This window comes from Corynebacterium belfantii, assembly GCF_041898185.1.
In the GTDB taxonomy this organism is placed as follows: domain Bacteria; phylum Actinomycetota; class Actinomycetes; order Mycobacteriales; family Mycobacteriaceae; genus Corynebacterium; species Corynebacterium belfantii.
In genome coordinates, this window is record NZ_CP157823.1 from 1,775,591 (window position 1) to 1,796,154 (window position 20,564).

General features: G+C 50.8%; 19 protein-coding genes. 7 read left to right on the plus strand and 12 right to left on the minus strand.

Translation table 11 applies throughout. The features are described from left to right. Window positions 1-2: 2 nt before the first annotated feature. The 5 genes from ABMV07_RS08825 to hisD all read right to left on the minus strand — a co-directional run bounded on the left by ABMV07_RS08825 (window position 3) and on the right by hisD (window position 4,962). A complete protein-coding gene (locus ABMV07_RS08825; protein ID WP_088267282.1) occupies window positions 3-1,415 on the minus strand; it encodes an MFS transporter in 1,413 nt (470 codons plus the stop codon). A gap of 168 nt (window positions 1,416-1,583) precedes the next feature. Further along, entirely contained in the window at window positions 1,584-1,799 is a 216-nt protein-coding gene (locus tag ABMV07_RS08830; RefSeq protein ID WP_196977049.1) for a hypothetical protein, read from the minus strand. A gap of 2 nt (window positions 1,800-1,801) precedes the next feature. After that, window positions 1,802-2,410 (minus strand): imidazoleglycerol-phosphate dehydratase HisB, encoded by a 609-nt coding sequence (hisB, locus tag ABMV07_RS08835; RefSeq protein ID WP_088267280.1) that lies wholly within the window; start codon window positions 2,408-2,410, stop codon window positions 1,802-1,804. Window positions 2,411-2,491: 81 nt separating this feature from the next. Then, on the minus strand, window positions 2,492-3,592 hold the full coding sequence (locus ABMV07_RS08840; RefSeq protein WP_088267279.1) for a histidinol-phosphate transaminase: 1,101 nt from the start codon (window positions 3,590-3,592) through the stop codon (window positions 2,492-2,494). A 38-nt stretch (window positions 3,593-3,630) separates the two neighbouring features. After that, window positions 3,631-4,962 carry a histidinol dehydrogenase gene (gene hisD, locus ABMV07_RS08845; RefSeq protein WP_088267278.1) on the minus strand — a complete coding sequence of 444 codons (1,332 nt, stop codon included), beginning with the start codon at window positions 4,960-4,962 and terminating at the stop codon, window positions 3,631-3,633. A 349-nt stretch (window positions 4,963-5,311) separates the two neighbouring features. Between hisD and ABMV07_RS08850 the strand changes: the two genes are divergently transcribed. After that, window positions 5,312-6,355: a YbjN domain-containing protein gene (locus ABMV07_RS08850; RefSeq protein ID WP_088267295.1), complete on the plus strand. Its 1,044-nt coding sequence runs from the start codon at window positions 5,312-5,314 to the stop codon at window positions 6,353-6,355. A 6-nt stretch (window positions 6,356-6,361) separates the two neighbouring features. Here ABMV07_RS08850 and ABMV07_RS08855 read toward each other — a convergent pair whose 3' ends face one another. Beyond that, window positions 6,362-6,922 (minus strand): hypothetical protein, encoded by a 561-nt coding sequence (locus ABMV07_RS08855; RefSeq protein ID WP_088267294.1) that lies wholly within the window; start codon window positions 6,920-6,922, stop codon window positions 6,362-6,364. A 174-nt stretch (window positions 6,923-7,096) separates the two neighbouring features. Then, the gene (locus tag ABMV07_RS08860) at window positions 7,097-7,744 is read right to left on the minus strand and encodes a hypothetical protein (protein WP_088267277.1); all 648 of its coding nucleotides are present in this window, start codon (window positions 7,742-7,744) and stop codon (window positions 7,097-7,099) included. A 224-nt stretch (window positions 7,745-7,968) separates the two neighbouring features. Between ABMV07_RS08860 and ABMV07_RS08865 the strand changes: the two genes are divergently transcribed. The 6 genes from ABMV07_RS08865 to ABMV07_RS08890 all read left to right on the plus strand — a co-directional run bounded on the left by ABMV07_RS08865 (window position 7,969) and on the right by ABMV07_RS08890 (window position 14,257). After that, complete coding sequence (locus ABMV07_RS08865) at window positions 7,969-8,514, plus strand: TetR family transcriptional regulator (protein WP_088267276.1); 546 nt, start codon at window positions 7,969-7,971, stop codon at window positions 8,512-8,514. A 21-nt stretch (window positions 8,515-8,535) separates the two neighbouring features. Next, entirely contained in the window at window positions 8,536-10,743 is a 2,208-nt protein-coding gene (gene glgX, locus ABMV07_RS08870) for a glycogen debranching protein GlgX (RefSeq protein ID WP_196977051.1), read from the plus strand. Between the two features lie 134 nt (window positions 10,744-10,877). After that, window positions 10,878-12,224 (plus strand): exonuclease domain-containing protein, encoded by a 1,347-nt coding sequence (locus ABMV07_RS08875; RefSeq protein WP_197691811.1) that lies wholly within the window; start codon window positions 10,878-10,880, stop codon window positions 12,222-12,224. 134 nt (window positions 12,225-12,358) lie between these two features. Beyond that, a complete protein-coding gene (locus ABMV07_RS08880; RefSeq protein WP_088267273.1) occupies window positions 12,359-12,976 on the plus strand; it encodes a hypothetical protein in 618 nt (205 codons plus the stop codon). 83 nt (window positions 12,977-13,059) lie between these two features. Further along, entirely contained in the window at window positions 13,060-14,079 is a 1,020-nt protein-coding gene (locus ABMV07_RS08885) for a GTP pyrophosphokinase family protein (RefSeq protein WP_088267272.1), read from the plus strand. 52 nt (window positions 14,080-14,131) lie between these two features. Further along, window positions 14,132-14,257, plus strand: coding sequence for a hypothetical protein (locus ABMV07_RS08890; protein WP_268828313.1), 126 nt, complete (start codon window positions 14,132-14,134; stop codon window positions 14,255-14,257). Between the two features lie 83 nt (window positions 14,258-14,340). Here the strand turns inward: ABMV07_RS08890 and ABMV07_RS08895 are convergent, their stop codons facing one another. Genes ABMV07_RS08895 through dnaE form a run of 5 tightly spaced genes read right to left on the minus strand, consistent with a single transcriptional unit; the run spans window position 14,341 to window position 20,547 of the window. After that, window positions 14,341-14,718: an RNA-binding S4 domain-containing protein gene (locus tag ABMV07_RS08895; RefSeq protein ID WP_003852108.1), complete on the minus strand. Its 378-nt coding sequence runs from the start codon at window positions 14,716-14,718 to the stop codon at window positions 14,341-14,343. A gap of 5 nt (window positions 14,719-14,723) precedes the next feature. Further along, complete coding sequence (locus ABMV07_RS08900; protein WP_088267271.1) at window positions 14,724-14,954, minus strand: hypothetical protein; 231 nt, start codon at window positions 14,952-14,954, stop codon at window positions 14,724-14,726. Window positions 14,955-14,979: 25 nt separating this feature from the next. After that, window positions 14,980-15,621: a YigZ family protein gene (locus tag ABMV07_RS08905; RefSeq protein ID WP_374064519.1), complete on the minus strand. Its 642-nt coding sequence runs from the start codon at window positions 15,619-15,621 to the stop codon at window positions 14,980-14,982. 23 nt (window positions 15,622-15,644) lie between these two features. Continuing rightward, window positions 15,645-16,943, minus strand: coding sequence for a threonine ammonia-lyase IlvA (ilvA, locus tag ABMV07_RS08910; protein ID WP_196977054.1), 1,299 nt, complete (start codon window positions 16,941-16,943; stop codon window positions 15,645-15,647). Window positions 16,944-16,986: 43 nt separating this feature from the next. Next, window positions 16,987-20,547 (minus strand): DNA polymerase III subunit alpha, encoded by a 3,561-nt coding sequence (gene dnaE, locus ABMV07_RS08915; protein ID WP_088267293.1) that lies wholly within the window; start codon window positions 20,545-20,547, stop codon window positions 16,987-16,989. Window positions 20,548-20,564 lie beyond the last annotated feature (17 nt).

The window sequence follows — 20,564 nt, forward strand, 5'->3', positions numbered from 1 at the left end:
CGTTAATCTGTAACAGACGCCGCTACACGACGCGCACGATGCCGACGTTGCACACCGCGATCAGTTAACTCTGCGATGATACCAATAGCTACAAGAACCGTTCCTCCAGCAAAAGCCATGGCATAACCAGAGTGTGCCGCCACCGTACCCAACATGATGGCACCTACACCAGTGCCCGAATCGAACGCCGCATTCCAAATAGTCGATGCCTGTCCAATTTTTTCTCGAGGAACTCGCAGAAACATTTCCAGCAAAGCTTCGTTTTGCACCAGCCCGAAACCAGCACCGAACAAGATGGCGGCACAAATCAGTGTTGCCAGTGGCCACCCTAGCGCGAGTACAGCAACGAGCCCAGCTAGACCTAATGCCGATAGAATCAGACCAGGAATCATCGTTGTTCCTGGACGATTCATTTTGTCAGCTAGCATGCCGGCGAAAAAGCGGAAAATCATTTGCGCAGCGCCCACGATAGAAAGCATGATGCCAGCTAAGGCAGCTCCACGAGCTGGATCGATGTCGCGTACTGAAGCCGGCAAGAAGCTCGAAACCGCTCCATACCCCATAGAAACACTGGCCAATGCCAATGCTGGAACAACTGTCACGATCAAACCGTGTGGCCGTGGACGACGATGAATACGCGCACTGATTTTTGCCCGCGGCTTAGCAGGAATGGCAAATTTTGCTTTTTGGACCACCTTAGAATGGATAATCCGTTGCCGGCGCTCATACTTTAACTCGGCACGTCGCCAAGCAGGGTCGTCGACATCCACTCCAGCTTCGTCATTTCCTGCCGCATCTGCGCTAGAAGCATCAGATTCCAAATTGGGAATTGCTACCGCCATGAACGCAGCAATCAAGGCAATGCCGCCGCCTATAAAGAACACCAAATCAAAGCTGTATCCAGTATTAACTAGCAAAAGGCCTGCAGGAAGCGCCACCATTTGAGACGCACCTACCGCAACGCCGAGTAATCCCGAGGCTTTTCCGAGCATACCTGCTGGAACTATTTCCCCAATAAGCGCATATTGTGCAACACACAATGAGCCAAATCCGATACCACGAATTGCCGCAACGATCAGTACAGAAGCAGGATCGAGTGATACCGCGTACCACAACGACGGCAAACCGAGAAGAAGCGCTGCAACAATCATGACCGCTCGATACCCAAAAGCATGGATCAAACGAGAAGTGCATATTTGAGTCAGCACTGTAATAGCCATGAAAGTAGCAGTAGTCGCTCCCGCAAGCGCATCCGACTGCCCTGAGGCAATCACTGCCAAAGGAATAACTGGCAGCATGAGCGAAAACGCCGCGAAAGCTGCGGCGACAGCAATAAGTGTTGAGGTAAAACCTGGAACTTTCCATGGTTGTGTAGGAGCTTCAGGCTGGATGGAGGTAGCTTCGAGTGTTTTCACAGGCTCCTTCCTTAGTGGTCGACGAGGGCTAAAGGACTATTGAGTATGGGGGAACAAAATGGAAAGGCTGAGAAGTTGTTTCCCAGCCTTAACAAATTTTTATCGCTACTTCGAGCCTAGCGCGAGGTATGTAAAAGTCAATCGAGTTGCCCTACTACAGCCTACTGGCTACTGATAGATACCCACCGTACGCACCACGCCACTCACTGCAGCCATTGCAGCGAGAACTCCGAGAACAATCACCATGAGCTTGTTATCGGCTTTATATGCGGCCCAAGCTCCACCAACTAACAAGCCAGATACCAAAAACAACACGTACACCATCAAAAAACTTGCTGGTGGGATTGTGGACTGAGCTACAACCGAAGTGTGGATAGCGGTCACGTTTATAGCGTTCCTTTAGTTGAGGGGATTCCAATTAGCCGATCATCGGGACCGACTGCTTCACGGATCGCTCGTGCGACAGCTTTAAATTCAGCTTCGGTGATATGGTGTGGATCCCGACCGTAGCGGCACAATACGTGCAATGTAATTTTTGCATTAACCGCCAAGGATTCAAAAAAATGCTCATTTAAGACTGTCGGATAATGACTACCGATAACAGAATGCACAAGGTAATCAGGTTCGCCTTTGATGACAAAGTAGGGACGCCCAGAAAAATCGACGATGGCTTCACACAACGTCTCATCCATTGGTAACTGGAAGAAGCCGAATCGTTTAATTCCGCGTTTATCTCCTACAGCTTGTGCTATTGCCTGTCCCAGCACAATCGCGGTGTCTTCCACTGTGTGGTGAGCGTCGATGTGCGTGTCTCCCGTAGCCTTAACCTTCAAATCAAATGCACCATGGACTCCAAAGGCAGTAAGCATGTGATCGAAAAAAGGTACACCAGTGTCAATATCAACCGTGCCTGTTCCATCGAGACTTATTTCGACGCGAATATCTGATTCACTTGTGACACGAGAGATTGAACCAATACGAGGTTGGGTTGCCATAGTTAAAGGTCACCATGCTTTCTGCGTTTTAGAGTCTAAAGTTTTTGTACTACATAAAAGGTAAACCCCACTTTTATGCGATTACAGGAATTGTTGAGCTACATCTCCAGCAGCTTTGAGGAAAGCATCGTTTTCTTCCGGCAACCCGATCGTGGCACGAAGATAACCAGAAACAGACACATCGCGGATAAGCACTTTACGATCGAGAAATGCCTGCCACACGGCGTGCTGATCTTCAAAATGCCCAAAGAATAAGAAATTAGATTCGCTAGGCACAATTTCAAATCCGAGTTCGAGCAAACCTTGCTGGACTCGCTTTCGTTCCGCTACGAGTTTTGCCACGGTGGCTAAGGTTTCTTCGCTGTGCCGCAACGCTACAATGGCCGCTGCTTGCGATAGCTGCGAGAGGTGATAAGGAAGTCGAACGAGCATCACGGCATCGATGAATGCCTTATGAGCGACAAAATACCCTAATCGACCACCAGCAAAATCGAAGGCTTTACTCATTGTTCGAGAAACAACCAACTTGGTGGGATAGTTTTCCAGCAAGGAAATGGCACTAGGCTGTTCCGAAAATTCTGCATATGCCTCATCCACGATGACGATCCCCGGCGCGCCATCGAGGATCTTTTGGATCGTATCCAACGAAGTCACATCGCCTGTGGGATTATTCGGAGTAGTCACAAAGACGATATTAGGCTGATGAGTAGTAATCGCCGCCAGTGCTGCATCTACATCGATGCGAAACTCCTTATCACGGGGGCAATTAATAAATGTAGTTTGAGTTCCTTGCGCCAAAATAGGGTGCATTGAATAACTTGGCTGGAACCCCAAAACAGTTCGACCGGGGCCGCCGAATGCTTGTAACAATTGTTGCAAGACTTCGTTTGAACCATTGGCGGCCCACAATTGCTCATAGGTCACTGGTACGCCAGTGCACTTTGTAATGTATCGAGCAAGCTCGGTACGAAGTTCTACAGCGTCGCGCTCGGGATAACGGTTCAGGTTACTCGCTTGCTCAGCAGCGACTTGGGCGAGTTCTTCGACGAGCGCTTCAGAGGGCGGGTAGGGATTTTCATTTGTATTGAGGCGAACATCAACCTCTAGTTGTGGTGCGCCATAAGCGGATTGGCCTCGTAGTTCTTCCCGAATAGGAAGATCATTCAGCGTTAGATCTTTCATGGGTTTACTGCATTCTTTCCGTTATTATTCAGTGAGACCTAGTTGCCAAGTTTTTCAAATCGCGTACGAATTGCTTCGCCGTGTGCAGGAAGATCCTCGGCATCAGCCAAGGTGATCACGGTGTCGGAAATTTCTTTAAGTGCCACCTCATCGTAGTAAATAACGTTGACTGGTTTGAGGAAGGTATGCGTAGAAAGTCCGGAGCTATAACGAGCACTTCCAGAGGTTGGCAGTACGTGGTTCGAACCCGCTGAGTAATCCCCTAGCGGTACCGGAGAATATCCGCCAACAAAGATTGCACCAGCGTTTCGAATTTTTTCTGCCACCTTGTGGGACTCTGCTGTGTGAATTTCCAAGTGTTCCGCAGCGTATGCGTCTGCCACTGTGACAGCAGTCGGGAGATCGTCGACAAGCACGATGCCTGATTGTTGGCCTTTGAGAGCCTCAGATACGCGATCTGCGTTGCGAGTGACACTGTAGCGAGCAGCGACTTCCTCATTAACGCGCTGTGCCAACTCTTCGGAGTCCGTGATAAGTACCGAAGCAGCAAGAACATCATGTTCAGCTTGACTGATGAGATCGTAGGCGATCCAGACTGGGTTCGCCTGTGCGTCGGCAACAATAGCGATTTCTGTTGGACCAGCCTCAGAGTCGATGCCCACTACCCCGCGCACCAAACGCTTGGCAGCGGTGACAAAGATATTGCCAGGGCCAGTAATCATATCGACCGGTTCTAAGACTTCAGCACTATTTTGCTGGGTATCATCGCCATAAGCCAACAATGCCACTGCTTGAGCACCGCCCGTAGCCCAAACCTCAGTTACTCCCAAAAGTTTAGCTGCGGCCAAAATAGTGGGGTGCGGCCATCCACCGTGATCTTTTTGTGGCGGAGAAGCCACAACTAATGATTCCACTCCTGCTTCTTGAGCGGGGACGACGTTCATAATAACGCTGGAGGGATACACAGCATTTCCACCAGGAACGTAGAGGCCAACACGAGATACTGGAATGAACTTCTCTGTAATTGTTGCGCCTTCACCAAAGGAGGTGGTGTGTTGGGCTGGAAGCTGCTCGGAGTGAACTGCACGCACTCGGGCGATCGATTCTTTCAGTGCTTCAATGACATTGAGGTCCAAGCTGTCCAGTGCCTGATCGATGACATCTTGCGGCACTCGAATTGATGCTGGGCGAACGTGATCGAATTTTTCTCCATAATCAAGTGCGGCAGCAGCGCCTCTATTCTTAACGTCGGTAACCACTGGCCCGACGATCGATAATACCGAATTAATATCCGTTCCGCCACGTGGCAATGTTCTACGCAGCTCACTTGTGGTGGGAACATGTCCGCGAAGATCAATCACGTTCAACATAATTTTACGTTTCCTCAATATTTTTCGATGTTTTCCGTAAAAACACCGCCTACGATAGACCTAAAGCACACATTATATGCAACCATCTCCACAATAAGGCGTATGGAGCACCCCGTCATGGTGAAAAGCCATCACAAGGTCACACTCCATGAAAGTTTTCACGGCCATTTTGCCTCACTCGTTGTATTGGGTCATTCTATCGTTGTAGACGCGCCTGCATAGAGATATTTTTCTGCTTCTACCCCCTAATCTCGGTAGCGTATTCCTTCATGTTTCAATGATCTGCCAGCTGCTAGACTGCTAAAGTTCTCACGGATTGTTCAATACACAAGGAAAGAAGGTGCAAGGGGTGGGCACGCATTCAAATGATCCAACATTAGGGGTTCAATTTTCTTCTGTTTCCTGCAATCCCATCACTTTGCACAGCGTGGAGAGCATCCTGTCACGGCTTGGTTTCGTCCATCGCCGGATTATGGTGCACCACAGCAGCGTGATCGAAATCGAATGGCGCGAATATAGCCTCATTGTTGGCCTCGTCAATGAAAACGCTTGTGGAACAATCACTGAAGTAGACACTCATCGTCAGGATTCAGCGCAGGCTAATCCGCAATTGATTGTGGAGGGCTTTTTAAACGGTCACCTGCCATTAGATGAGTTTTCTCGGGTTGCAGAAAGTGTGAACTCGTGGAACAACGAGCGTGTCAGCCCGTCGGCACGCGTTCGTGTTAATGATTCTGGATCGCTTTCTGTTGCTTTTAGGTCAAGCAACTCTATTTCACTTCCGCAAACTGACTTGCAATTGGCGGAATTTTTGCAGCTTGCAAGCGATGCCACTGCCCTTGCGGTTCGCACGTTCCTCGATGATTTTCCTGCGTTGTCAGTAGACCACCAGCAGTTGCTCAATGCGCATCTCTATGAGGATGCTTCTTCTGGTTTTTTCGATCTGGGAGGTGACACTTCGGATGTGCCTTCCGTGGTCACGATGGACAGGATTTCTCCGATTATGGAAGAGATCACCTCCGCTTCAGATTCTTTGGAGGTTTTATACGCACCAATTTGGCATTCCGAAGCCATGATTGCCTGTGACCTAGAATCCGGCCCTACCATCATGATGTGGGCGGAGTGGGATTCTGGGTTACAGCGCAGCGATTTTATGCGGATATTTCTTATTTGTAATCGTTGGAATGATGAAGCGGTTGCCACGAAAGCTTTTATCGCCAATAAAGACGAGACGCTTAGAATTCGTGTAGAAACTCATATCGATGCTGGTGGCGGCCTTACCGATGCGCAGCTGACTACGTTTCTCTCCGAGGGATTTAACGCTTTGATGCACAGCATCTCACAATTAAAAAGCCCCAAGTACGGGCTTTACGACGCCCCTCCGCATCAGTAATAACGCTTAGCTATCGGCATTACGGTTATCGGCTGAAACATTGTCATCGTCGCTTTCGTCGTCGATATTAATGAATAGCGATAGCCAAAAAGCACATCCTGCAACGAAAGGTGGCCACATTACTGCGTTGGCCCCTAATGCAACAGGCGGCGCGAAACGGATGACTGTTCCGGGGAGGAGCTGATCGGCATCAGTCGTGTGGTGGATGAGCGAAGCAACCATGTATCCAGTGGCGGCGAGGATCAATCCGCCGATAAGTGTCCATAACAAGAGCCACATCATTATGCGCACTTGGTGGTTATGCGAACGCACTTTCCGCGCAAAGATATACGTGATGGCTAGGGAAAGAATTCCCGAAATGACAATAAATTGCGCGAGAGAAAGAAACTCCACGTTTACTTCCGTGCCAACGCGCACTTGGTTATCTTCCACGATTTCCGCTGAATACGTGGGGCGGAACCATGCCCATACGACTCCCGTGCCGGCGAATAACAAAGACACCATCACGACAATCGCTGAATACCACTGCATTGAATGAAGCCACGGGCGAAAGCGCGATGTGACCACGCCACTTCCTTGTTTTTCTGGGAGTGGATCAACATTCTCCGAAATGTGCAGAGCTGTCGAGGTGGTTGAAGTTTTTCGCATGAGACACAGGGTACCGTGTCTGCCGGATCGATCAAGAATGTGCACGCGTGCTCTGCACCAATCCGGTGACAGAGCACGCGCTTACTGCGAGGATTAGTCGCAGAACGTCCACCGGCCGTTTTCGCGAGCAAAGCGCTGGACAGCAGAGTTTGTCTGGCCATCTGCCGTCGAGGTCACTGTTGCAGACGCAGAATCACCATTGACCTGAACATCAGTCACGGAATCGATAGTAGGACGTGCGTGAGCGTACTGAGGGAAATCCGCCAACGGAACGTCAGGGATCTGGTCGATATTCATCGCTGCAAGCCCGCCATTAGCTTCAAGGTAACGCGCGCAGGTGTTCTGAGGGATGTACCCCATAAACTGACGCACCGTGGTGGCGTTCATCATGCCACGCACAAGACCTTCGATGGCCTGTTGATCTTCAGCGCTCGCAGGTGCGCCATCGGCAACAGGGGCTTGCGGAATGAAAGAAATCTCTGGGTTGTCGATCGGTCCAGGAGCCGGCTGCCCGTTTTCTGGCGCTGGCGCAGGCACAGCTGATTCAGGTGCAGGCGCATCAGATGGCTCGCCGGGTTTTGCGCTTGCAGACTTTGAGGTCGACGCACCGGTTGAGGTCTTATTTGCCGACGAATCCGAGCTATCCCCATCGGAACCACAAGCTGTTAGCACCATGACACCGGCGGTAGCACAGGCAAGAACGGGAAGCTTAAGGCCGGAAAGGTGAAGATTAATCGACACTGAGTATCTCCTCTGTGATCTGGGTTTCGTCGTGGGGTGCCACGAAGGTTTGTATTCGACTCTAGCTTTTAATACAAAAGTTGGCCGATCGATGTGTTCGTTACGACGTTAATCGGATGATCACTGACATATATTACGGTGTTAGTATCACCTAAGTCCCGTTGTGTCATACATGGACCACGTTCCCCCATCACGAGCGACCGAATCAGGATAGGCTGGCTGCTGTGCAATTGAGTAAAGAGTCCATCATTTCTGCAAGCCTCGATATTTTGGATTCCTATGGCCTAGCCGACATGACAATGCGAAGGCTTGCAACTCACCTAGGCGTTGCCCCTGGGGCTTTGTATTGGCATTTTAAAAACAAACAGGCATTAATTGATGCCATTGCTCGCCACATCATGGCACCGCTTATCGACGCCTCCCCCTCTGCTTATCATCACGACATTCCTTCGTTAGCGCTCGATGTTCGGTCCTTGATGCTGCGTCACCGAGATGGGGCCGAACTTTTGAGTGCCGCACTGACAGACGCGTCGTTACGCAACGATATTATTAGCGTCGTTTCGGCCATTCTCGGCGGCTGCGACAAAGCCTACGTCGGCGCATCAACATTGCTGAATTTTATTCTAGGTTCCTGTCTCATCGAGCAATCTGAGGTTCAGCGTTTGGAAGTTGAATCTGGGACAATTACAGCTGTTAAGGATCACGATCAATTCTTTATGAGCAGCCTTGAGATTATTATCGCTGGATTAAAATCACAGGGGTTTTCCTAAAAAGCAGTAGAGTGAGTAGCTATGAACGACTCCCCTGTGACGTCCGATCGTCAAATCTGGCCCGGACAAAGTTACCCACTGGGCTCTAAATACGACGGAGCAGGTACGAACTTTGCTATCTTCTCTGACGTTGCCGAAAAAGTTGAGCTCTGCCTCATCGACGCAGAGTGCAATGAGGAAAGAATCCTCCTCGACGAAGTAGATGCCCACATCTGGCACTGCTACCTCCCAGGCGTCAAACCTGGCCAACGCTATGGCTTCCGCGTCCATGGTCCCTATAACCCTGCTGAAGGCAAACGTTGCGATCCCAGCAAATTACTAGTCGATCCATATGCACGCGCCTTTGACGGTGAATTCGACGGACATCCATCGCTGTTTAGCTATGACATCAACGAGCCAGAAAATCCCGAGGGTCGCAATGCAGAAGACAGTCTCGAACACACCATGAAGTCGGTTGTGGTGAACCCCTTCTTTGACTGGGGTTCAGACCGCAGCCCAAATACACCGTATAACGAGACAGTGATCTACGAAGCTCATGTCAAAGGCATGACGATGCGCCACCCAGACGTACCCGAATCCCTCCGTGGTACTTATGCTGGCCTAGCGCATCCTTCGATCATCGAACATCTCAAAGGCCTTGGCATCACCGCAATCGAGCTCATGCCAGTGCATCAGTTCCTACAAGATGACCGCCTCCGCGACTTGGGATTGCGTAACTATTGGGGCTATAACACCTTTGGTTTCTTTGCACCTCAACAAGATTATGCAGCGGCCCAAGAGCCAGGTGGCGCTGTCTCCGAGTTCAAAGGAATGGTGCGTGCCTTCCACGAAGCAGGCATCGAGGTCATCCTCGACGTGGTTTATAACCACACCGCAGAGGGAAACCACATGGGTCCCACGATCGCATTCCGCGGCATCGACAATGAGGCATACTACCGCCTCGTTGACGGAGATAAAGCCCACTACATGGACTACACGGGCACCGGAAATTCACTCAACGTTCGAGATCCGCATCCATTGCAAATGATCATGGACTCCCTGCGTTACTGGGTCTCAGAGATGCACGTTGATGGTTTCCGATTCGACTTAGCTTCCACTTTGGCTCGTGAACTACACGACGTGGATAAGCTCGCTACATTCTTCGATCTTGTCCAACAAGATCCGATTGTTTCTCAAGTCAAACTCATCGCTGAGCCCTGGGATGTGGGCGAGGGCGGTTACCAAGTGGGTAATTTCCCACCTCTTTGGACTGAGTGGAATGGTAAATACCGCGATACTGTCCGTGATTTTTGGCGTGGTGAGCCGTCGACACTCGGCGAATTTGCTTCTCGTCTTACCGGCTCTTCAGACCTATACGCCAATAATGGTCGCCGCCCTACGGCTTCTATCAACTTCATCACGGCTCACGACGGCTTCACGCTCAATGACCTAGTCAGCTACAACCACAAGCACAACGATGCAAATGGTGAAGACGGTCGAGATGGAGAAAGCCACAATCGTTCGTGGAACTGCGGCGAAGAAGGCCCCACCGAAGATCCTGAGATCAACAAATTACGGGCACGTCAACGACGTAATTTCCTCACAACGCTTTTGCTCAGCCAAGGCACCCCCATGATTGCCCATGGCGATGAAATGGCGCGTACTCAAGATGGCAATAACAATGTTTACTGCCAAGACAATGAGACGTCGTGGATGGATTGGGAGCTAGCAGACAAAAACGCTGCGTTGATGGAGTTCACCAAACGGCTCATCACGATCCGCCGTAACCATCCTGTGTTTAGACGTCGGCGCTTCTTGGCTGGGGGTCCGTTGGGATCAGAAGTAGGCGACCGCGATATTGCATGGCTGGTTCCTTCTGGCAAGTTGATGGGTCAAAGCGACTGGGATTTCGCCTTTGGCAAGTCCCTCATGGTCTACTTCAATGGCAAGGCCATCCAAGAACCCGATGCGCGCGGCCAACGCATCGAAGATGACTCCTTCATCATGATGTTCAATGCCTATCACGAGCCGATCGACTTTACTCTTCCTGACACCGAATTCGGTCCAGCTTGGAAACTTATCGTCGATACCAATGTTGATACTGGCTACCCTGACGAAGCAAAGACGCTTCGCGCAGGCGACTCGATTATCGTCGAAGCACGCAGCACGCTGATCCTTCGGCTCGTCGAAACCACATCTAAGCCCCAGACTGAGGAAAAGAATCGTCGAAACGACGACTACAGTGACTAGTTACGTCGACACGCACTGCGGCGCCCAATCATGCGATGACGCGTTCGAGCGCCGCAGTGAGCATGTCACTGCGCACCTGTAGTGTCAGACATCTGAGCAAGCACAAACCATAGGAATTCAAGGAGCACATCACTATGTCCGGCCTCATCCCAGCACACGGTTTAAGCTTCCGCGTTGATGCCTCGACGCTTACAGGTCAGTCGTCGCTACTGCGTGCAAGCCTAGGGCTTGACGATGTCCACCTGCAGGTTTCCGCCATCACAGAAGTTAAATCGGTGTCTGTAGCTGACGCCTTTGACCGAGGACTAGTTACTGTCACTGCCGACAAAGAAATTGCTATTTGGTTCCCGCCTAATAGTGCAAACGAACAAGAACTTTTTGTTCGTACACTGTCAACAGCAATGAATGGCGATGGCCCTATCCCCCAACCCGTGCCCCACTTAGATTTTGTGACGGTCGATGTAGAAACAGCTAATAGCGACTGGGGTTCTATTTGTCAGATCGGTGCGGCAAAAGTACGAGATGGTCACGTTGTAGAAACCAAAGAATGGCTATGCACCCCACCAAGCGATCTGAATTCCTTCGACGAAGCTAACATCGCCATCCACGGCATTACCGCAAATATGGTCGCAACCGCACCTAGCTTCGCTGAATGTTACGAGCAATTTGCTGACTTCGCAGGAGATCTTCCACTGGCTGCACACAACGCACAATTTGATATGACTGCTTTGCTGCGTGCTACCCAAGCTGCTGACATTGGCCTGCGCACCACCAATTTTGGTTGTTCCCTCGCTGCCGCGCGCGCAGCACACCTACCTATTACGAATCATAAGCTTCCCACTGTCTCACAACATCTTCATGTTGAGCTTCGAAATCACCATAACGCCTGTGCGGATGCCGAAGCCTGTGCCGGAATTCTCATCGCTCTTACGCAACGTCTGAACACCGAAATCACTGATTTTGCCTCCGCATTTAACATGCTAGGGTTCCACACTGGTCAATTATCCGACGCTCGTGTGTATCCAGTTCTCAAAGTTCGTGGTGCCTCAAACGCTACCGCTTCACCTGATTCCGCTGCCCCTGATGTTCAAACCCCACCAGCAGAAAAACCCCGCAAAGCAACCAAAGCAGCGCGGGCGCCGTGGTCAAAGGTGGCAACTCCAGAAACAATCCCTGATCCTAATCCTGATGCCGATCCTCAAGGCCGGCTCTTTGGGCAATCTGTCACGCTTAGTGGCGATTTCGCCCCCTACGACAAAGGCGAGCTGTGGGCTAGGATTGCGAGCCAAGGAGGCATTATTGGCAAAAACGTCACGAAAAAGACGACCATCCTTGTATGCGGCCCATGGGACAAACCGACTTCTAAACAAAAACGTGCCGAAGAACTGCGTGCCAAAGGCCAAGAGATTGACCTATGGACTCAAGAAGACCTGTTTGCGCAACTAGGTCTTAATCCCGAGGACGAACAACCGCCGTTTTAATATCCCACGCAGTGGCCACAAAGGGGCCGCACAAAGGGGGTAAAAGATAAATCTTTGGGAACCAACCCCCGTGCTCGTTACGTCTGAATATGTAGAGCCTTCATATCAACAGACAAGGAGCACCGGGGATCAACATGCAATCTGACACCACTCCCAAGCACACCGACATTCTCGCGTCCCTTCAATTGTCGCTCACGCCACGCCGTGACCCTGTTTTTGACGAAACAACCACCGACGAGCAAACGAGTGTTCACATCGCACTATCTCCATGTCTTAACGCCACTATTGCTAGTAGCAAGTATTCGCTAAACGACTTAGACGTAAGTGCGCAATACCTATGGGATACCGCAGCAAATAATCTGATCCGTACCACGAGTAATGCACGTGGGATCCCTATCAGAACAAGACCCACCACTTTTCTTACCAAGCGTATGACCGAAGGTCTTCAGGTTGACGTCACCGGCGCACCCACGAGTGCATGGATCGCGCACCCGCTTACCTTCGAGGTTATTTATCACCACTTGGCCAACATCTTGTTGGCAACCCCAGTTTTCTATGTGCCACATCCTCAATTATTAATCGCCGTTGCTTCGCACATTGTGAGCCCGCAATTGGAATCATGGCTGTCAACGTTTTCTACCCCGCTCGTCAAAGATGCCTTGATCTACCACGAAGGATTCCCCGCTCATATTAAGTCCACAGCTTGGCGACAACCGTTGCATCACATGTCCACTGATCAGTTATCGGCCTAACAGTGCCACATAGTGGTAGTATGTAGCGCCGATCATCGTCATCACTTACAAAGATCTTTCCCCCGTAGCACCAAGGAGCATCAATGCCTCAGTCACTGATTTCTGAGCTACATACTCAGTACGCTCAGTTCGTTCGGAAACATCCCCATGCCGAACGAGACTTCAGTGATGCGCTCGAAGATGTTCTGACCGATGCTGGTCTTACGTACGATCGCGTCAGCGCTCGCATTAAAGGCTGGCATTCTCTGAAAACCAAGGCCCGAAAAAAGAACGCGCAGGGTGCGTTTATTTATCCTCACCCATGGAACGATGTCCACGACATCATCGGTGTGCGGATTACAACCCTGCATTCCACCGAGATTCCACAGATTATCGAAGCCCTCGCCGATGTTTTCACGGTGGAACGCTCCGTCGATAAGACTGCCCTTACTCGCATTTCGGGAAACTTTGGATACGGATCGCATCACCTTATTCTCAAAATCGACGATCACGTCGAAGATCTCAACAATTACGTCGGCATGGTTTTCGAAGTTCAAATTCGTACCGTTTTGCAACATGCTTGGGCAGAATTCGAACACGACATCCGCTACAAGCGTTCAGGTGACCTTGATCCCCAAATCGACAGAGCCTTTACCCTAGCCGCGGGTCTTATCGAATTAGCAGATCAACAGTTTGATCTCATCGCAGCAATCCAAGAACCTCAAAAACACAGCCCCAACCTTGAGGTAGACATTACTGCCGAAACGTTGCCGGGAGTTATCGCGATGCTTGTAGGTTCCCGTTTCCCACAATCACGCAGCGAGCACTATCGTTGGCTCGAAGAATTACTCTTCGCCCACTCCATCACTACTGCAGCTCAGCTGAAGGATTTGCTTAACGATCGCGACATCGAAGCAGTACGCAAGGCCTTGAACTACAAGTTCAAGCCAGGACAAGTACGCATTATCGACGACCTCTTGCTATACCGTTATGGCACCAAGCACATTGAAGCCACTGGGGAAACCGGAAAGAATCCTCGCCTCCGTCTCCCTCGACTTAACGAACGCCTCCGAATTCTTAATAAACATGCCCCTCGAAATCGCTCAGATTTACAACAATCCTGAACAAACGTATCGTGGAAACAACATACTTCAACGTTGAGGAGAATACGGATAGATGACTTCATCCATTTTGATGTTTCCAGATCTCGCAGACTTTATTGCCACATGGGCGCTAAGCATCGCGGACTTCTTCCGCAAATTTGGAATTGATTTTCCACTACCAAGCTGGGGATTATCCTAATTCACCCATAAATAACGAAAGTCTTTCACTCCTTTTAACTTAAGGAGTGAAAGACTTTCTTCGTTTCGCATGACCGCCCATTATCAGCGCCTACCACGCAACCGATCGATGTCTCGGCGTTCTTTCTTCGTTGGCCGCCCCGCACCTTTGTCACGACGTGGCATAGAAAGCAGAATTTCTTTCGGCGGCGGTGGCGGAGAATGATCAATGTAGCAGGCTTGGGCAATTGCAGCACCTACACGTTTACGAACTGTGCTAACAACCTCAACATCACGCTCGCGGTGATCAGCCCATACCCGTACTCGATCCCCCGGAGTAACCAACTGCGAGGGTTTAACTGCAACCCCGTTGAGTTTGATATGCCCTGCCTTGCACGCCTGCGCTGATAACGACCGTGTTTTGAGCAAACGAACAGCCCAAACCCACACGTCGATACGTACAGGTGCTGCGTCCTCTGCCATGGGTGCTATACGTCCTTATGATTGACTATTTTTTGAATCTTAGACCAATTAATCCAACCACCCACTACGGCGATGACAAGGCCAATGACAAGCCATGTTGCCGACTCGGCAATGAGCGCGAGAGCAATGCCGCCGACTACTCCACCGGCTACGGACACCACGGCGTTGCGAGAATACTTACGCACTTCTAATTTGCGCTGTTCAATGCTATTAATAGGACGCCTTTGCATAGTCATGGTGTAGATACTAATGCAGCACAGCTTAGTATACCGATTCGATCCATGACACCCCAGCTTCTCGCAAAACCGCCGCGCCCGAAGTAAGCGAAGACAGCAATCCCTGGGTCTGTTCCCGTTGCCCAATTTCAACGGCGATCGTCATCGTCACTCGGCTGCTATAGGAGACATCAACAATATCAATATCTCGGCGCCGTAGCTCAGATTCCAACCTGCCAGCATCGCTATGGTTGGCGTCGATGGTATAAAGCTCTCGGCGCCTACGTTGTACGCTGTGAACCAATTCAAGGCACTGCGATACCGAATCAGAGTACGCATGAACCAGCCCGCCTGCGCCCAGTTTCACTCCACCGAAATAGCGAACTACGACCGCAACGATGTCTAACAGACCACTACCACGGACAACGTCGAGCATGGGAGTTCCTGCAGTTCCCGAAGGTTCACCATCGTCGCTTGAACGTTCTACGGGAACTGCATCGTCAACATGAACTATGAATGCGGTGCAGTGATGGCGTGCATCAGGGAACTCATTTTTCAGTTCATTGATAACGTCTCTAGCTTCTTGTTCCGTCGTAGCCCGTCGAATTACCGTGATGAATCGTGACCGTTTAATCTCGATTTCGTTGCGAAATTCCTCGTGGGCAACAGGCCTACGGTAGAGATCCACCGCTCTCCTTTTCGTCCGAGTCGTTACAAATTAACGAGGTAACTATACTCTGGCGTTCCAGGTTCTAGTCGCCGGCAATCAATTCGGGAAGCATTCATTCGCTCAAGCAAACCGTCGAGTTCGGAAGCAACCCCGAGTTGAAGTCCTACGAGCGCTGTTCCGGTTTCACGGTTGTTGCGTTTGAGATACTCAAACAAAGTGATGTCATCATCTGGGCCCAAGATGTCGTTCAGGAAAGTACGTAGCTGCCCTGGCTCCTGTGGGAAATTGACGAGGAAGTAGTGCTTGAGTCCGCGATGAACGAGGGAACGCTCCATGATTTCCCCGTAACGCAGCACATCGTTGTTACCACCAGAGATGATGCAGACCACTACGTCCCCGCTTCCAAGTGACAGCTCTTTCAATCCAGTAACTGACAGCGCCCCTGCAGGTTCTGTAATGATGCCCTCGTTTTGATACAAGTCAAGCATCTCAGTACATACAGCACCTTCATTAACGCTGATGGGGTGAATACGGCCTTGGTTGTGTTCGATGATGTGATAGTTAAGATCACCGATACGTTTCACTGCGGCACCGTCGACAAATGGGTCAACATTATCCAAGGTCACAGGACCGTGCGCATCCAGCGCGGCGCGCATGGATGCCGCACCTTCTGGTTCTACTCCAACGATCGCGGTGCGTGGCGCCATATCAGCAAGATAGCTGACAACGCCGGAAAGCAATCCGCCACCACCAACGGGCACGACGACGGTATCAAGTGTTTTGCCCAGCGTTGTTAATTGTGCCAAGATCTCTGCTGCAACAGTTCCTTGGCCGATAACGGTATCGCGGTTATCGAATGGTTCTACCATCGTTGCGCCTTCGACGCGAGCGTACTCACGTGCAGCAGCTGCTGCTTCATCAAAATTGGCACCGGTGACTACGAGTTCTACAGCGTCACCACCGTGGATCACGATACGGTCGCGTTTCTGCTTAGGCGTTGCTGCCGGAACGTAGATTCGACCCTTGATACCCATGGTTCGGCAGGCGAAAGCAACACCTTGGGCATGATTGCCTGCCGACGCCGCCACGATCCCAGCCACGCGCTGTTCCTCTGTCAGTTGCGAGATCGCATTGACAGCACCACGGATCTTATAGGACCGAACGTCTTGAAGGTCTTCGCGCTTGAGATAGACTTCGCATCCCGTCATTTGCGACAACCGTGGGCAATGCTGCAGGGGCGTCGGCGCAATAGAAGCAGAAATTCGAGACTGTGCCATTTGAATATCAGCGGCGTGGATTGCGCCGAAGGTAATCTGCTGGTTTTCTGCTTCTTTACTCATGGGCAACAATTTTAACCATGGGGGTACTACTGCTGCCTAACACCTACCCCAAAATGCCCGGCCCCATGGCGGCTTTCAGGTCACCCATGAGATTTCCGCTGCGATTAACTCGGAGGTGTTCGCCTAAAATCATCACTGCTTTTTCTTCTCCATGAACCACATTCAGGTACACGTCGGAATCTCCTTTGTTATTTGAGAGCACCTGTTTGAGCTTGGCAATATTTTCCATAGTGCACTGATCGGTTCGGAGGGTAAGTCGCAGCGGTAGACCAGCACCATTGCCTGGTCCCAATTCTGGAACTTTGAGGTCGTCACAGAATAGCGACATTCGATCATCACGAATGCTGACATGTGCCTTAGCAAGAATAATGTTGTCTTCCACGATCTGAGGACCGACAATGGCGTAGATCTTGTTGAACACAAGCAGATCCACCTGTGCACCATGGTGGTCTTCCATCGTAACGATTGCCCACGGAGATCCGTCTTTCTTGGAGTAGCGACGATCCACACCGGAAATGATTCCGCCAATGGTGACTTCTGCGCCATTACGCAACTCACCACTCAAAATGGTGGTCAATGGGGTATCGGTTTGCGCCTCCAGTGCTTCTTCGTAGCCGTCGAGCGGATGGCCAGAGACATAAAGACCAAGCATTTCACGCTCCAGCGCAAGTTGATGCTTTTTGTCCCACTGTGCATCTGGGATTTGAACGGCGAAGACATTATTGACTTCTTCGGCGTCTGCGCCAAGACCTGCAAAAAGATCAAACTGGCCTTTATCAGCGGCTTTCTTTGTACTGGTGACAGCATCCACTGCATCTTCATGGATCAGCAGCAATCCTTTGCGAGGATGATCCATAGAGTCAAAGGCGCCGGCCTTAATTAAGGATTCTGTCACACGCTTGTTGCACGCAGTGATATCGATCTTGTCTAGGTAATCCGAAAAATCGGTGAAAGCACCTTTTTCTTCACGCGCCTTGATGATCGCAGCCACAACGTCTTCGCCCACATTACGCACTGCGCCAAGACCGAAGCGGATGTCCTCGCCAACTGGCATGAAGTTTAGGTGGGATTCATTCACGTCTGGAGACAACACCGAAATATCAAGATGCCTGCAGTTTGAAAGATAGATCGCAGACTTGTCCTTCTTGTCTGCCACCGACGTTAACAACGCCGCCATGTATTCCGCGGTGTAGTTAGCCTTAAGGTAGGCGGTCCAATAAGACACCAATCCATAGCCTGCCGCGTGAGACTTGTTAAACGCATAGGATGCGAACGGTTCAATTGTTCCCCACAGAGCGTCGACAGCTGCTTTGGAATAACCATTGGAGAACATGCCCTCAGAGAACTTCTTATACTCCTTGGCAAGAACTTCAGGCTTCTTCTTACCCATGGCCTTTCGGAATCCATCTGCTTCGCCAGCAGTGTAGTTTGCTAGCTTGCGAGAAATCTCCATGATCTGCTCTTGATACACGATCAGACCATAGGTTTCTTCAAGAATTTCCTTGAGTGGTTCTTCAAGTTCTGGGTGGATTGGCTCAATAGGCTTTCGGCCATTTTTGCGATCTGCATAGTCCCAGTGCGCGTTCACCCCCATCGGACCTGGACGATACAGTGCGAGAGACGCCACGATATCGTTGAAGCCAGTTGGTTGCATACGCTTCAGCAGTTCCTGCATGCCGCCGGAATCAAGCTGGAACACGCCCAGGGTATCGCCACTGGATAGCAGCTTGTACACATTGGGATCGTCGGTTTGTAGGGCTTCAAGATCAAGTTCTTCATTTCGATTGATCTTGATGTTTTCTAGGCAGTCACCGATCACGGTCAGGTTACGCAGACCAAGGAAGTCCATCTTCAGCAAACCAATGGCTTCGCATGCAGGATACGGCCATCCGGTGATCAAGGCGCCGTCGTTAGCACGCTTCCACATAGGAATATGCTCAAGTAGCGGCACGCTGGCCATAATTACGGCACAAGCGTGCACACCGGCCTGTCGCACAACACCTTCAAGGCCACGAGCGGTATCGTAGATCTTGCGCACATCGGGATCAGTTTCAATCAGATGACGCACCTCACCTGCCTCGCCGTATCGAGGGTGCTCTGGATCCATGATTCCGGATAATGGAATATCCTTCGCCATGATTGCTGGCGGAAGTTCCTTAGTAATACGGTCGGCCATTTTGTAGCCTTCTTGACCATATTGCACGCGCGCTGAGTCCTTCAACGCCTGTTTGGTTTTCACGGTACCGAACGTAATCACCTGGGCGATCTTGTCTTCGCCCCATCGTTGAGCCGCGTATCGGATCATCTCACCGCGTCGACGATCGTCGAAGTCAATATCAATATCTGGTGCAGAGGGACGCTCTGGGTTCAAGAACCTCTCAAAAAGAAGGCCATGCTCCATAGGATCGATGTTGGTGATGGTCAATGCGTAAGCAACCAATGCACCAGCCGCGGAACCACGACCGGGTCCCACTCTAATGCCAATGGAACGTGCATGTTTGATGAGCTCGGCCACGATAAGGAAGTAGGAAGGATATCCCTTCATATCGATAACATCGATTTCAAATTCGGCGCGCTCGAGATAGTTCTGCGGTACTTCTCCCCCGTTAAACCGCATACGCAATCCTTCGTGGACTTCATGTCGCAACCACGATGTTGGGGTGTGGCCTTCAGGAACATCGGCAATAGGCATGCGATCGTGAGGATGCGGTTCCCAGATCTCGCCGTAGTCTTGAACACGCTCTGCAATCCATAGCGTGTTATCGCATGCTTGTGGAACCAGTGAATCCCACGTTTCCCGCATTTGCTCGGCGGTTTTGATGTAGTAGCCCGATCCGTCGAACTTGAATCGATCGGGATCGCTCAAGGTTTTACCTGTTTGCACGCACAGCATGGCTTCGTGCGCAGGAGCCTGCGATTCCAGCACATAGTGACAGTCGTTGGTCACCAACGGGGGCAAGTCGAGCTTTCGGCCAATTTCTAGGAGCTCTGAGCGGACTCGATTCTCAATCTCGAGGCCGTGATCCATGAGTTCAAGGAAGTAGTTTTCTTTGCCATAGATGTCTTGCCACATGGCTGCGGCTTCCAAAGCTTGGTCAAATTGTCCGAGGCGAAGACGCGTTTGCACATCACCTGATGGGCATCCTGTCGTCGCAATGATTCCAGTGGCGTGGTCGGCGATCAGCTCGGCATCCATTCGTGGCCATTTACCTAATTGGCCTTCATACGACGCCATCGATGACAAGTAGAAAAGATTATGAAGCCCTTCAACGTTTTCGGCCAGCATGGTTTGGTGGAGATAGGCACCAGATGCTGAGACGTCGTCGGATTTTTGATGGGGTTCACCCCAGCGCACACGTTCCTTGTGCAAGCGTGATCCAGGTGCCATATAGGCTTCGATACCGATGATGGGTTTTACTCCGGCAGTTTTCATTGTCCGATAAAATGCATCGGATCCAAACATGTTTCCATGATCCGTCATACCTACTGCAGGCATGCCCTGCCTGACAACTTCTTCTGCCAACATGTCCACTTTTGCCATTCCGTCGAGCATGGAATACTCGGTGTGATTATGTAAGTGAACAAAGGAAGATTTTTTGGCCATAGGCAGACAGTCTAGTG